This window comes from Micromonospora auratinigra (assembly GCF_900089595.1).
Taxonomy (GTDB): domain Bacteria; phylum Actinomycetota; class Actinomycetes; order Mycobacteriales; family Micromonosporaceae; genus Micromonospora; species Micromonospora auratinigra.
In genome coordinates, this window is the sequence record NZ_LT594323.1 from 903,225 (window position 1) to 916,050 (window position 12,826).

Here is a 12,826-nt window from a genome sequence, read left to right on the forward strand (position 1 = left end):
GAGCTTCCCGCTCGCCGGCCGCCGCCGCCTGACCCCGCTCCAGAAGCACCGGCGACCGGAAACGGTCCGCCGGTGTCGTCGTGTCACGCGCCGATCGCGCGGTGGGCCGGCTCCGGTCGTCGCCGACCCGGAAGGCCCACGCCGTGACCCTCGACGAGATCATCCGCACGTTCCTCGACCAATACCACCGCCGGCAGCACACTCACGCGCCGGAGAGCTCCCTGGTCCCGCCGGCCGGCGACCCGGTGCTCTTCACCACCTCCGGCATGCACCCGCTCACCCCGTACCTGCTGGGGCGCCCGCACCCCGGCGGGCGGCGACTGGCGAACGTGCAACGCTGCCTGCGCACCACCGACCTGGACGAGGTCGGCGACCGCACCCACCTGACCGTCTTCGACATGCTCGGCTCGTGGTCGCTCGGCGACTACGACATCGCGACCAGCCTGCGGTGGGGCCACGAGCTGCTCACCGAGGGCTTCGGCATCGACCCCGGCCGGCTGCACGCCACCGTCTTCGGCGGCGACGACCAGGTCGGCCCGGACGGGACCGCGCTGCGCACCTGGACCGGACTCGGCGTACCGGTCGAGGTGAACGGGGCGGCGGAGAACTGGTGGTCCAACGGCCCGACCGGCCCCTGCGGGCCCGACTCGGAGATCTTCGTGTGGACCGGGGACGGCCCACCCACCGGCACGCCCGGCACCGACGAGCGCTGGATGGAGGTCTGGAACCACGTCCAGATGCGCTACCACCGGCACGACGACGGGCGGCTCACCCCGCTGCCACACGTCAGCATCGACACCGGGATGGGCCTGGAACGGCTGGAGCTGGTGCTGACCGGCGGTGCGGACGTCTTCGCGGGCGAGGGCCTGCGCCCGTGGGTCGACGCGATCCGCGAGCGCTGGCCGCTCGGCGGGACCGAGCGGCGCGTGGTCGCGGACCACCTCCGGTCCGCGGTGGTCGTCCTCGGCGACGGGGTACGCCCCGGCAACACCGGCCGCGGGTACGTGCTGCGCCGGCTGATCCGCCGGGCGCTCACCCTGCTCTGGCGCGACGACCCGGGGCGCAGCCTGGCGGACCTGCCCGACGAGGTGTTCGCGGCGACCGGTCGGCGCTTCCGCCAGCAGCCCGACCTGCCGGTGCTGCGCACGGTCCTCGCCGACGAGGAGCGGCGCTTCCGGGAGCTGCTGCGGCGGGGCCGGCCGCTGGTCGACCGGGTGCGGGGACGCGGCCCGCTCACCGACCGCGACTACCACTGGTTGCACGACACCCACGGCCTGCCCCGCGACCTGGTCGACGCCCTGCTCACCGAGGGTGGCTGACCCGGCGGACGGGCGACCCGGTGGCAGCGGCGGTGCGCCGGTGTCAGACTCGGCAGCGGGGGACCACCGCAGTGAGGGGCGTGGACGGATGGGATACGAGGTCAGGCCGGACGAGGAGACGTCGACGCTGCTCGGCGCCCGGGTCACCGTCTCCGACGCCACCGCGCTGCTCGCCGCCGCGGCGGACGGTCCCGTCGACCTGCTGGTGGGCGCGGACTTCCCGGCCCCGGTCCGGGACGTGCGGGTCACCCTGCACGCGGCGGAGGGGGTGCACCGGTTCGAGGCGTACCTGCGGGTCGACGGTCCCGTCCAGGCCGTCGGGCTGCTCGCGCTCGGCCTGGCCGGACCTGTCGGGCTGCTGCTCGCCCAGCGCCTCGCCGCGCGCGGCGGCGACGGGCTGCCCGCCGGCGTCGGGCGGTTCGCCGCCGAGGCCGGCCGCCGCCTCGGGCTGCGTCCCACCGGCACCGCGCTCGCCGAACCGCCGCGCGACGCGGCCGGGCAGGCGGTGCTGCGCACGGCCGAGGAGTTGGGCCTGCACCCCAGCGCCAGCCAGGACGGTGACGCGCTGACCCTGCGAGCGTCGGTGCCCAGCGCCGAGGTCACCCCGGCCCACCTGCACGCCATGGTCGGCGTGCTGTTGCAGGCCGTCCGGGAACTGGCCGGCGACACCCCCGAGCCGACGCTGCTGCGCGGGCGCGCGTACACGGTGGGCCGGCGGGTGGCCACGACGACGCCGGCGGTCAGCGCGGCGGTGACCCTCGACCAGGTCGGTGGCCTGCCCGACGTGGTGGCCCGGTTCCGCGAGGTCGCGGTCTCCTTCCGGCACCCGCAGGTGATGGCCCGCTGGGGCGCGCGCCGCCCGCAGGGCATCCTGCTGTACGGGCCGCCCGGCACCGGCAAGACCATGCTGGCCCGGGCGCTGGCCAACGAGGTGGGCGCGGACTTCGTGGAGATCCGCACCCCGGAGATCCTGGACAAGTACCTCGGCGGCTCGGAGCGCAACATCAAGCGGATCTTCCGGGAGGCGCGCGGCTACCGGCGGCCCACCGTGATGCTCTTCGACGAGTTCGACAGCATCATCAGCTACGCGGGGGCCGGCGGGGACGCCGCCAGCCAGGCGGTCAACGCCGTCGCCGGCATCTTCAAGCAGGAGATGAACACCCTGTTCGAGGAGAACCCGGACGTGATCGTGGTGGCCACCACCAACTTCCCGCAGCGGGTCGACGCCTCGCTGATCCGCTCCGGCCGCTTCGACCTCAAGATCGCCATCCCGGCGCCCGACGAGACCGGCCGCGCCGAGATCATCACCAAGATGGTCCGCGAGCTGATCGACCGGCACGAGCGCCCCGGCTTCCGGATGTTCGCCGCCGACGTCGACCCGGCCGCGCTCGCCGCCGAGACCCCGGGGCTCACCGGCGCCGACCTGCGCGAGGTGCTGCGCCGGGTGCAACTCGCCAAGGCGATGCGGGAGGCGGCGGAAGGTGCGCCGGCCGCCCCGATCAGCCAGGATGACCTCCGAGAGGCCGTCGCCGGGCTGCGCCGCGGCTGACGACGGTACGCCGGAAGGAGCCCCGTTGTCCTCGTCCGACCTGCTGCTGTCCCGCCGCGACCTGGCGTTCCTGCTGCACGACTGGCTGGACGTGACCCGGCTGACCGAGCGGCCCCGCTACGCCGAGCACTCCCGGGACACCGTCGACGCGGTGCTGGACCTCTCCGCCCAGGTGGCCGCCGAGCACTTCGCGCCGCACAACCGGGCCGCCGACGCCACCGAACCCACCTTCGACGGCCGGCGGGTGCACACCATTCCGCAGGTCAAGGCCGCCCTCGAGGTGTTCGCCGAAACCGGGCTGCTGTCGGCCACCATGGACGGGTCCATCGGCGGCATGCAACTGCCGCACGTGGTCGCCGCCGCCTGCTTCGCCTGGTTCCAGGCCGCCAACGTGGGCACCGCCGCGTACCCGTTCCTCACCCTCGGCAACGCCAACCTGCTGCTCGCGCACGGCAGCGCCGAGCAGATCGCCACCTGGGTCCGGCCGATGATCGAGGGACGCTTCTTCGGCACCATGTGCCTGTCCGAGCCGCAGGCCGGCAGCTCCCTGGCCGACATCACCACGAAGGCCGAACCCCAGGACGACGGCACGTACCGGCTCACCGGCACCAAGATGTGGATCTCCGGCGGCGAGCACGAGCTGGCGCAGAACATCGTCCACCTGGTGCTCGCCCGGATCCCCGGCGCACCGGCCGGGGTGAAGGGCATCTCGCTGTTCATCGTGCCCAAGGTGCTCCTCGACGACGACGGCCAGCTCGGCCCCCGCAACGACGTGGTGCTGGTCGGCCTCAACCACAAGCTCGGCTACCGGGGCACCACCAACACCCTGCTCAACTTCGGTGAGGGCGTGCACCGCCCGTACGGGCGGGCCGGGGCGGTCGGCTACCTGGTCGGTCAGCCGCACCAGGGGCTCGCGCAGATGTTCCACATGATGAACGAGGCGCGCATCGGCGTGGGGGCCGGCGCGACCGCGCTCGGCTACACCGGCTACCTGAAGTCCGTCGCGTACGCCCGCCAGCGCCCGCAGGGCCGGCCCGCCGCCGACAAGGACCCCACCGCGCCGCAGGTGCCGATCATCGCGCACGCCGACGTCCGCCGGATGCTGCTGGCCCAGAAGAGCTACGTGGAGGGCGCGCTCGCGCTGATCCTCTACTGCGGACGGCTGCTCGACGAGGAGAAGACCGCCCCGGAGCAGGCCGACCGGGAACGGGCGCACCTGCTGCTGGACCTGCTCACCCCGATCGCGAAGAGCTGGCCGTCGCAGTGGTGCCTGGCCGCCAACGACCTCGCCATCCAGGTGCACGGCGGGTACGGCTACACCCGCGACTACGACGTCGAACAGCACTGGCGGGACAACCGGCTCAACCCGATCCACGAGGGCACCCACGGCATCCAGGCCCTCGACCTGCTCGGCCGCAAGGTCACCATGCGCGGCGGGGCCGGGCTGGAGCTGCTGCTGGACACGATCCGGGCCACCGCGACCCGGGCCTGGAAGGCCGAGGGCTTCCCCGCCGAGCTGGCCGGACCGCTCGGGGCCGCCGTCGACCGGATCGCGGTGGTGACCCGACGGCTGTGGGGCAGCGGGGACCCGGAGGTCGCCCTGGCCAACGCCGCGCTCTACCTGGAGGCGGTCGGGCACGTGGTGATCGCCTGGATGTGGTTGGAGCAGGTGCTCGCGGCGGAGGGGCTGGGCTCGCCGGACGGTGCCGAGGGCGAGTTCCTGGCCGGCAAGCGGCAGGCGGCGCGCTACTTCTTCCGGTACGAGCTGCCGAGGACGACGGCCCAGTTCGACCTGCTGGAGAGCCTCGACCGGACCACCCTGGACGTGCGCGACAGCTGGTTCTGACGCCGCGTCTACAGGCGCTCGGTTTGCTTGTCCCATCGGCGGATGTGGGGCGAGCCGAATCAGAACGCGCTGTCCCTGATCGTTCTGGGTGTCTCAGCCGCTCACCCCTCCGCCCGGCGCCGTAACGAACCGGGCGGGTCTGACCGCAGGGTTGACGTACGTGGCGTTCCACCGACGAAGTATCCGATGTACCGCGAGAGCACCGTGTCGACGACGAGCAGGCGCGACGGCCCGGCTGTCGAGAACCTGGGTGACCCGGAACTCGAAGGCGTCACGGGCGCTTCCATCAGCTGCGGGTGTGCCAGCGGAACCAGTAGCCCGGCCCGTCGATCCGGTAGTGGGCGCCGGCGTCGTGCCGCAGCTCGCCCAGGAGTCGGCGCGCGCCCGGCGGCACCTCGCGGTAGGGCGTCAAGAGCTGCTCCAGTTCCTCGTACCGAGGGTCGTTCCCCGGCTCACCGGGATGGCCGTCGGTGCCGGCCGTGCCCGCCTTGCGGCGCGCGTGCCACCGGACGAAGATCGCCCACTGCTCGCGTTCCAGCGCCACGGCTACCGCACTCGCCGGCCAGACCTGGTACTCGTCGACCGCGTTGGTGTAGTGGAAGTCGTAGCCGTGGAAGTAGTGCGGCGTCCCGTCGACGTCGGCGAGGCCGGCGCGCGGGCCGTCGTACCAGTCCAGCTCGGTGTGCACCCGCTCGAAGCCGTCCGCGATCAGCTCTTCCTCGGTCCAGGTCCGCGCCACCCCGGCAGGCTACCGAGGAACGGGCCCGTCGTCGCCCCTGCGCCGGTAGAGGTCCCGTAGCAGGGCGACCTCCGCGCCGTGGTGGATCACCTCGCGGTGTACGTGCAGCACGAGTCTCGCCATCGGCGCGTCCGCGTACGGCGGTGGCGACAGGGTTCCCTGCGGACGGGCCAGCCCGGCCGCGCCGAGCAGGCGCACATGGCGTACCCACGCGTCATGACCTTCGTCGGGCCCGGTACTCGGTACTACCGTGTAGCGGTACCCAGTGATACCGTATAGCGGTACCCGGTGGTACGAGGTACCGGCGGGGAGAGGAGCCGCGATGGACGACCTGACGGAGATGTTGAAGGGCACCCTCGAAGGTTGCGTGCTCGAGATCATCAACGGCGAGGAGACCTACGGGTACGCCGTCACGCGCCGGCTGAACGAACTCGGCTTCACCGACGTCGTCGACGGAACGGTGTACACCATCCTGCTGCGGCTGGAGCGCAACGGACTGGTCCAGGTGACGAAACGGCCGTCCGAAGTGGGTCCACCGCGCAAGTTCTACCGGCTCAACGACGCCGGTCGCGCGGAACTCGCGCGGTTCTGGGCGAAATGGCAGTACGTCTCGTCCCGCATCGACAAGCTCAAGGAGGGCGGCAGGTGAGCTTCTGGGAAACCATCACCGGCAGCGATCTCACCCAGGAATGGACGGCATTCGAGGCGCGGGCGCAGGCGCTGCCGGCCGACCACCGGGCGGCGTGGGAACAGATCAAGGGCAGCCTGCTGCCGTACGGGAACTTCTCGGGCCGCAACCTGACGCCGATCGTCGACGCCGCCCTGGGGCTGCTCGAAGAGGCGTCGGCGGACGGGCAGGGCATCGACGAGGTGCTCGGCGACGACATCCCCGGCTTCTGCGCGGCGCTGGCCGGCGGAGCGGGCGCCCGCACCTATCGCGACCGGTGGCGTGAGCAGTTGAACAGCAACGTCGCCAGGAAACTCGGCCGGCTGGGAGGTTGAGGTGAGCATCCAGGACATCATCGAGGGCAAGAAGCAGTGGCGGGCACACGTGGCCCGGGTCAAGGCGCTCCCGCCGGACTACCGGATCGTCTACCGGGAGATGCAGCGTTACCTGTTCAAGGTCGGGCCGGTCGACCTGGCCGACGGTCGCCTGCTCGCCGAGATCGTCGACTTCTTCGCGCAGGGCGCCGCCGCCGGCAAGCCGGTCCTGCACCTCGTCGGCACCGACGTGGCTGCCTTCTGCGACGACCTGATCAAGGACTCGCCCACCCACGCGGACCTCTATCAGGAGTCCCTTCGGAAGGAAACCCGGTGACAGCACCCTCCTCGGCGTGAGCCGGCACGGTGCGGATCGCGGGGCGGCGGTGCGGGGCGGCGTGGTTGATCATTGACCGGTGCTCGACTCCGCCGCCTTCTCGCTGACCGTGCCACCCCTGTTCGCCGCGCTCGCCCCGGCCCGCAACGTCCTGCTCGCCGGGGCGGGCGGCGGCTTCGACGTGTACGCCGCCCTGCCCCTGGCCTTCGCCCTGCGCCAGACCGGCAAGCAGGTGCACCTGGCCAGCCTCTCCTTCTCCGAACTCGAACTGATCGACCGGGACGCCTGGGTGGCCGAGCACGTCGCGGCGGTGCGACCGGATACCGGCAGCCCGGACTGGTACTTCCCGGAGCGGACGCTCGCCTGGTGGCTGGCGGCCCAGGACCTGCCGTCGACCGTGTACGCCTTCCCGCCGCTGGGCGTGCAGCCGCTGCGGGCCGCGTACCGGGAACTGGTCGAGCGACTCGACCTCGACGCGATCGTGCTGGTCGACGGCGGCACCGACATCCTGCTGCGCGGCGACGAGAGCAACCTCGGCACCCCGGTCGAGGACCTCACCAGCGTCGCCGCGGTGACCGCGCTGGACGTACCGGTGAAGTTGGTGACCAGCCTCGGCTTCGGCATCGACGCCCACGACGGCGTCAACCACGTCGAGGTGCTGGAGAACCTCGCCGCGCTCGACCGCGACGGTGGCTACCTCGGTGCGCTCTCCATCCCCGGCACCGGCCGGGAGGCGGTCCTCTACCGGGACGCCGTCGCCGACGCCCAGGCGGCCACCCCGCAGCGGCCCAGCATCGTCCAGGGGCAGATCGCCGCCGCCACCGCCGGCGCGTTCGGCGACGTCCGCTTCACCCGGCGCACCGGCGGCGGGGACCTGTTCGTGAACCCGCTGATGGCGATCTACTTCACCGTCGACCTCGACACGCTCGCCGCCCGCTGTCTCTACCTGGACCGGATCGAGAACACCATCGGTCGACGCCAGGTCATCACCCGCATCCAGGCGTTCCGCGACGAACTGGTCGGCGCCCGCATCCCGCGCGCGTACCCGCACTGACGGCCGTCGGTGGGACGGTCAGCCGGGACGGCGTCCCCAGGCCGAGATCAGCGGCGCGAGCGTGAGGTCCAGCTCGCCGGCATCGACGGCGGCCAGGTGCGCGTCGATCTCGGCGTCGTCCGCCAGGCCGGCGGCGAGCAGATCGGCGCGGAGCATGCGCACCGTCGCGGCCTCCAGCCGGGCGCAGGCCAGCCCGCCGACCGGGAAGCTGCCGACCGCCGCGACATCGGCCAGGCCCGCCGCCCGCAACACCCTCGGCAGGGTACGACCGAAGCGCAGATTCGCGCCGCGGCGGGTCATCAACTCGCGGGTGGCACCCCGCAGCCGGTTGGCGCGCCGCTGCGCCGGGCCGACCTCGTCGAGGCAGGCCAGCGGCTGCAGTTCGGTGTCGGCGTCCTCGATCACCAGCCAGCCGCCGGGCCGCAGCGCGGCCACCATCGTGGCCAGTGCCCGGGCCCGGTCGGGCAGGTGCACGAGCACCAGCCGGGCATGCACCAGGTCGAACGTGCCCGGCTGCGGCGGCGGGTCCGCGACGACGTCGTGCCGGCGTACCTCGTAGCCGGCGTGCGGGTCCAACCAGGCCGGGTCGATGTCGGTGGCCAGCACGTGACCGGTCGGTCCGACCGCCGTGGCGAGCGTCTCGGGAATGCCGGGCCCGCCGGCGCCGACCTCCCAGCAGCGCCAACCCTCCGTCAGCCCGAGCCGGTCGAGGTGCCCCCGGGTGACGCCGTCGAACAGCTCGGCCAGCCAGGTGAACCGCTCACCCGCCTCCACCCGGGCGTTGTCGAGCAGGTATCGGTGGTCCGGGGACGCCGTGGACGCCGGGTCCTCGACGGGCTGCGAAGAACTCATGCCCACATCCTCGTGCCGAGCCACGGGCCCGGCGAGCGGGAAACGGGGGCTGGTTCCGCCGCAGAACCGGCTCCACGTCGACCGGCAGCCGGCGGAACGGCGCTGCGACGACGAGGTCGGGCGGGGCAGCGCCGGCAGCGGACCGGACGCGACGGTGACGCCATGAAGGCAGACCTGCACACCTACCTGCGTGGCGGCGCGACGCGCTGCTGTGGAAGCTCGACGGGCTGAGCGAGTACGACCTGCGCCGTCCGCTGACCCCCCACCGGCACCAACCTGCTCGATCTGGTCAAGCACGCGCCGGTCGGGGAGATCCGCTACCTCGGCGTGGTCCTCGGCCGGCCGTTTCCCGAGGAGTTGCCGTTCGTGGGGGAGGGGGCGGAGCCCCACGCCGACATGTGGGCGACCGCCGACGAGACGCGCGAGGAGATCGTCGGTTTGTACCGTCGGGCGACCGCCCACGCCGACGCCACCATCGAGGCGCTGTCCCTGGACGACGTCGGTCGCGTGCCGTGGTGGGGCGACGAGGTGGTCACCCTGCACCAGGTCCTGGTGCACGTCGTGGTGGACACCCAGCGGCACGCCGGCCACGCCGACATCGTGCGGGAACTCATCGACGGTACGGCCGGCCTGCTGCCCGGCAACGACAACCTGCCACCCGCCGACGAGTCGTCCTGGCGCGAGCACCGCCGACGGGTGGAACAGGCCGCCGTCGACGCCGGCAGGCGCAACCCGGCGGCCCGCTGAGGCGTACCCGGGCGGGGCGGCGACCGGGGGTGCTCCGCCCGTTCAGCGCAGTTCGAGCCGGACGCCCTCCTGGGTGAGGAACTGGACCAGGTCGTCGAAGGTGACCGCCCGGTCCCAGCTCTTGCGGTCGTATCCGGGCACGAGATGGGCGCGGGCGACCTCGGAGTGGTGCCAGACGAGCCGGAAGCCGGGCGTCGCCCCGCCATCGCCGGTGGCGGCGTTCTCGTGCAGCCAGAACAGGTCACCACCGAACCAGCCACCGGGCCCGTTGATCGCCTCCCCGATCGCGCAGTAGAAGGCGTCGTAGTCGGTCACGAACCGCCCGTCCAGGTGGTAGACGGTGCCGGCGGGCTTGTCCGGGGCGTGGATCCGGTGGATCGCGGCGGCCCGCACCCAGAGGTGGCGGTCGCTGCGCTCCAACGGGGCCCAGCCGTTCGGCTCGGTGGGCCCGCCGGCGCGCCACATGTCCCAGAGCGGTCGGTCGTTGGCCGCCAGGGGCTCCGGGATGCGTGCGTCCAGGGTGATGTCGACGAGATCGTCGCCGAGCGCGGACGGGGCCACGTCCAGGACGTTGCCGACCACGCGGTGTCCCCAGCCCATCGAGTTCACCGTGCCGTCGACGCGTACGTGGGCCAGTTCGGCCTCGACCGGTCCGGTGAGTGCGGTCCGGCAGCCCCGCAGGGTCAGCGGCGGACCCTCCGGCCAGACCTCTGGCCGGGCGTGGAACAGGTTCGTGACGTCGCGGCACTCGCCGGCCGCCGTCTCCTCCGTGCCCGAACAGGTGAACAGTCGATGGCCCGCGACGGTGGGTGGCCGAGTGCCGCCGCCGTTGCTGTCGCTGTCCCGGCGGTGACCGTCGAGATCGATGTCGAGCCGGCCGGACCCGTCCCCGGTGGTTCGGTGGCCGACGACCCGTACGTCGAGCAACTCCTCCATGATGTCCCAACATTCGGCACAGCCGTCCCCGCAGCGGTGGCTCACCGGTACGTCGGGGACGTGGGCCCCCTCCAGGAGCACGTTGCCGAGCCAGGCCGGCCCGGTGCCGTCGACCGCGGCGCGTAGCGGCCCGGACGGCGCGCAACCCACCAGTGTGTAGCGCTCGTAGTCGGGCTCGACCGGGAACACGTGGTCGACGAAGAGCCCGTCCACGTCCGCGCACTCGGTGAGCGTGACGTCGGTGTTCATGTCGAGCAGGCGCCAGCGCGGGGGGTTCGGCACGGGTCGACCGTAGTCGATCGTGTTGCCCAGGGACGGCCCGGCTGGGGTGCGGGCGGGGCGTCCCGGGCTGCGGCATCATGGGGTGGTTCGTCCGGGCCGGACAATTTCCGGGGGCGGATGTCGGATCGGGGCGGTGGCGTTCGTAGCAGGGGTGAGCGGCGGCCCGAGGGGCGGCCACCCGACGACAGGAGATGATCCCGATGGCGCAGTACCTGATGTCCGTGCTCCACGACTCGGACGCCCTGGCCACCGACGAGGAGATGGCCGCGATCGACGTGTTCAACGACCAGCTCCGGGCCGACGGCCACTGGGTGTTCGCCGGTGGCCTGGCCGGGCCCGACGCGAGCACCGTCGTCGACGGGCGGCACGGCGAGGCGATGATCACCGACGGGCCCTTCCTGGAGTCGAAGGAACACGTCATCGGCTTCTGGATCGTCGAGGCCGCCGACCTGGACGTGGCGCTGCGGCTCGCCGCCCAGGGCTCGAAGCACTGCAACCGGCGCATCGAGCTGCGCCCGTTCCTGGGCTAGTGACCGAGGTCCACGCCGCGACCGTCCGGGCCCACCGCGACGAATGGGCCCGGGTGGTCGCGACCCTCGCCCGACGCTTCGGTGACCTCGACGTCGCCGAGGAGATGGCCGCCGAGGCGTTCGCCGCCGCCGTCGAACGCTGGCCGGTCGACGGCGTCCCGCCGAACCCCGGCGCCTGGCTCACCACCACCGCGTACCGCAAGGGCGTCGACCGGCTGCGCCGCGAGGTCCGGCGGGAGGAGAAACACCGGGAGGCGCTGATGCTCTCCGAGGACCCCGAGCCGCTCGGCGTCATCGACGACGACCGGCTGCGCCTGCTCTTCACCTGCTGCCACCCGGCGCTCGGCATGGAGGCGCGGGTCGCGCTCACCCTGCGGATGGTCGGTGGCCTGAGCGTGCCCGAGATAGCCCGCGCGTTCCTCGGCCAGGAGGCGGCCGTGGGCCGGCGGATCACCCGGGCAAAGGAGAAGATCCGGGTGGCCCGCATCCCCTACCGGGTGCCGCTGCGCGACGACCTCCCGGCCCGGGTCTCCGGCGTGCTCGCCGTCCTCTACCTGATCTTCAACGAGGGCTACCTGCCCTCGGCCGCCGCGACCGGGGTGGTCCGCGCCGACCTGACCGCCGAGGCGATCCGGCTGACCCGGTTGGTCCGGGACCTGCTGCCCGCCGACGGCGAGGTGGTCGGGCTGCTGGCGCTGATGCTGCTCACCGAGGCGCGCCGCGCCGCGCGGGTGTCGGCCGGCGGTGAGCTGGTCAGCCTCGCCGAGCAGGACCGGGGCGCCTGGGACCGGGCACTGATCGCCGAGGGCCACGCGCTGGTCCGGGCGCGTCTCGCCGCCGGGGAACCGCCCGGTCGCTACCAGCTCCTCGCCGCGATCAACGCCGTGCACACCGACGCCGCCGACGTCCGCGACACCGACTGGTCGCAGGTCGTCGCGCTCTACGACCACCTGCTGCGGCTCGACCCGTCGCCGGTCGTCCGGCTCAACCGGGCGATCGCGCTGGCCGAACTGGACGGCCCCCAGGTCGCGCTGGCCGAGGTGGACGCGCTGCCGTTGACCGGCTACCGCGCGTACCACGCCACCCGGGCGGAGCTGCTGCGCAGGCTGGGCCGCAGCGCACCGGCCCGGGAGGCGTACGACCGGGCCGTCGCGCTGCCCGGCAACCAGGCCGAGACCGGGTACCTGCTGCGCCGCCGCGACCAGATGGGCGGCGGCTGACCCGGTCGGGCCGTCAGCCGGCCATCCGGATCGGCGCGGCGACCAGCACCATGACGGCGACGAGGGCCAGCAGGATCCGTACGGCGCGCAGACCACGCCACCACGGCACGGCCCAGAGCAGGAGCCACAGCACGGCGAAGCCCACGGCGTGCCCGGCCAGCATGGCGAGGGTGGCTTCCTCGCACCCGTTCTCGGCCCGGACCCGGTCGCAGAACGCCGGCTCCGACTGGTCGCCGAGGGTCACCAGCATCCCCAGGCATCCGGCGACCACCGGACCCGCCACCAGCGTGAGGAGGGGGGTCACCAGCCAACCGGCGAGATCACGCCGCCGATCGATGCGGCTGTGACGTTCCGAGGTCCCGGTCAGCGGCATGACGTGCACGATATGGCCCGACCCCATCAGTTGTCCGCCCCGTCAGTGGGGCGCCCGGCTG

General features: G+C 73.0%; 14 protein-coding genes. 10 read left to right on the forward strand and 4 right to left on the reverse strand.

The genetic code is table 11. The features are described 5' to 3' along the window. Positions 1-143: 143 nt before the first annotated feature. From GA0070611_RS04080 to GA0070611_RS04090, 3 genes are all read left to right on the forward strand, one after another. Positions 144-1,319, forward strand: coding sequence for an alanine--tRNA ligase-related protein (locus GA0070611_RS04080; RefSeq protein WP_091672430.1), 1,176 nt, complete (start codon positions 144-146; stop codon positions 1,317-1,319). Between the two features lie 88 nt (positions 1,320-1,407). Further along, positions 1,408-2,868, forward strand: coding sequence for an ATP-binding protein (locus GA0070611_RS32165; RefSeq protein WP_091657616.1), 1,461 nt, complete (start codon positions 1,408-1,410; stop codon positions 2,866-2,868). 25 nt (positions 2,869-2,893) lie between these two features. Then, on the forward strand, positions 2,894-4,714 hold the full coding sequence (locus tag GA0070611_RS04090; RefSeq protein ID WP_091657620.1) for an acyl-CoA dehydrogenase: 1,821 nt from the start codon (positions 2,894-2,896) through the stop codon (positions 4,712-4,714). 286 nt (positions 4,715-5,000) lie between these two features. Here the strand turns inward: GA0070611_RS04090 and GA0070611_RS04095 are convergent, their stop codons facing one another. After that, complete coding sequence (locus GA0070611_RS04095; protein ID WP_091657625.1) at positions 5,001-5,453, reverse strand: hypothetical protein; 453 nt, start codon at positions 5,451-5,453, stop codon at positions 5,001-5,003. 322 nt (positions 5,454-5,775) lie between these two features. Between GA0070611_RS04095 and GA0070611_RS04105 the strand changes: the two genes are divergently transcribed. The 4 genes from GA0070611_RS04105 (at position 5,776) to GA0070611_RS04120 (ending at position 7,825) form a co-directional block, all read left to right on the forward strand. Next, positions 5,776-6,102 (forward strand): PadR family transcriptional regulator, encoded by a 327-nt coding sequence (locus tag GA0070611_RS04105; protein WP_091657630.1) that lies wholly within the window; start codon positions 5,776-5,778, stop codon positions 6,100-6,102. Continuing rightward, positions 6,099-6,455, forward strand: coding sequence for a DUF1048 domain-containing protein (locus GA0070611_RS04110; protein ID WP_091657634.1), 357 nt, complete (start codon positions 6,099-6,101; stop codon positions 6,453-6,455). The genes GA0070611_RS04105 and GA0070611_RS04110 overlap by 4 nt, the downstream gene beginning before the upstream one ends. Before the next feature lies 1 nt (position 6,456). Continuing rightward, positions 6,457-6,771 carry a DUF1048 domain-containing protein gene (locus GA0070611_RS04115; protein WP_091657637.1) on the forward strand — a complete coding sequence of 105 codons (315 nt, stop codon included), beginning with the start codon at positions 6,457-6,459 and terminating at the stop codon, positions 6,769-6,771. A gap of 79 nt (positions 6,772-6,850) precedes the next feature. Further along, complete coding sequence (locus GA0070611_RS04120; RefSeq protein WP_091657640.1) at positions 6,851-7,825, forward strand: DUF1152 domain-containing protein; 975 nt, start codon at positions 6,851-6,853, stop codon at positions 7,823-7,825. Between the two features lie 18 nt (positions 7,826-7,843). Here GA0070611_RS04120 and GA0070611_RS04125 read toward each other — a convergent pair whose 3' ends face one another. Next, the gene (locus GA0070611_RS04125; protein WP_091657643.1) at positions 7,844-8,677 is read right to left on the reverse strand and encodes a methyltransferase domain-containing protein; all 834 of its coding nucleotides are present in this window, start codon (positions 8,675-8,677) and stop codon (positions 7,844-7,846) included. 312 nt (positions 8,678-8,989) lie between these two features. On the opposite strand from GA0070611_RS04125, the gene GA0070611_RS04130 reads away from it, so the two are divergent. Next, complete coding sequence (locus tag GA0070611_RS04130; RefSeq protein WP_407940427.1) at positions 8,990-9,424, forward strand: mycothiol transferase; 435 nt, start codon at positions 8,990-8,992, stop codon at positions 9,422-9,424. 42 nt (positions 9,425-9,466) lie between these two features. On the opposite strand, the gene GA0070611_RS04135 is transcribed toward GA0070611_RS04130, so the two are convergent. Next, positions 9,467-10,642 carry a barstar family protein gene (locus GA0070611_RS04135; RefSeq protein WP_091657647.1) on the reverse strand — a complete coding sequence of 392 codons (1,176 nt, stop codon included), beginning with the start codon at positions 10,640-10,642 and terminating at the stop codon, positions 9,467-9,469. Between the two features lie 200 nt (positions 10,643-10,842). Here GA0070611_RS04135 and GA0070611_RS04140 point away from each other — a divergent pair, with 200 nt between their 5' ends. After that, the gene (locus tag GA0070611_RS04140; protein ID WP_091672432.1) at positions 10,843-11,172 is read left to right on the forward strand and encodes a YciI family protein; all 330 of its coding nucleotides are present in this window, start codon (positions 10,843-10,845) and stop codon (positions 11,170-11,172) included. Next, positions 11,172-12,392 carry an RNA polymerase sigma factor gene (locus tag GA0070611_RS04145; protein WP_091657654.1) on the forward strand — a complete coding sequence of 407 codons (1,221 nt, stop codon included), beginning with the start codon at positions 11,172-11,174 and terminating at the stop codon, positions 12,390-12,392. The genes GA0070611_RS04140 and GA0070611_RS04145 overlap by 1 nt, the downstream gene beginning before the upstream one ends. Positions 12,393-12,405: 13 nt before the next feature. On the opposite strand, the gene GA0070611_RS04150 is transcribed toward GA0070611_RS04145, so the two are convergent. After that, complete coding sequence (locus tag GA0070611_RS04150; RefSeq protein ID WP_157740204.1) at positions 12,406-12,696, reverse strand: hypothetical protein; 291 nt, start codon at positions 12,694-12,696, stop codon at positions 12,406-12,408. Between the last annotated feature and the right edge of the window lie 130 nt (positions 12,697-12,826).

Excerpts from the sequence above, each read along its gene's own strand:
- GA0070611_RS04140 (WP_091672432.1), top strand. The coding sequence starts at position 10,843 with ATGGCGCAGTACCTGATGTCCGTGCTCCACGACTCGGACGCCCTGGCC.
- GA0070611_RS32165 (WP_091657616.1), top strand. The coding sequence starts at position 1,408 with ATGGGATACGAGGTCAGGCCGGACGAGGAGACGTCGACGCTGCTCGGC.
- GA0070611_RS04125 (WP_091657643.1), bottom strand. The coding sequence starts at position 8,677 with ATGAGTTCTTCGCAGCCCGTCGAGGACCCGGCGTCCACGGCGTCCCCG.
- GA0070611_RS04105 (WP_091657630.1), top strand. The coding sequence starts at position 5,776 with ATGGACGACCTGACGGAGATGTTGAAGGGCACCCTCGAAGGTTGCGTG.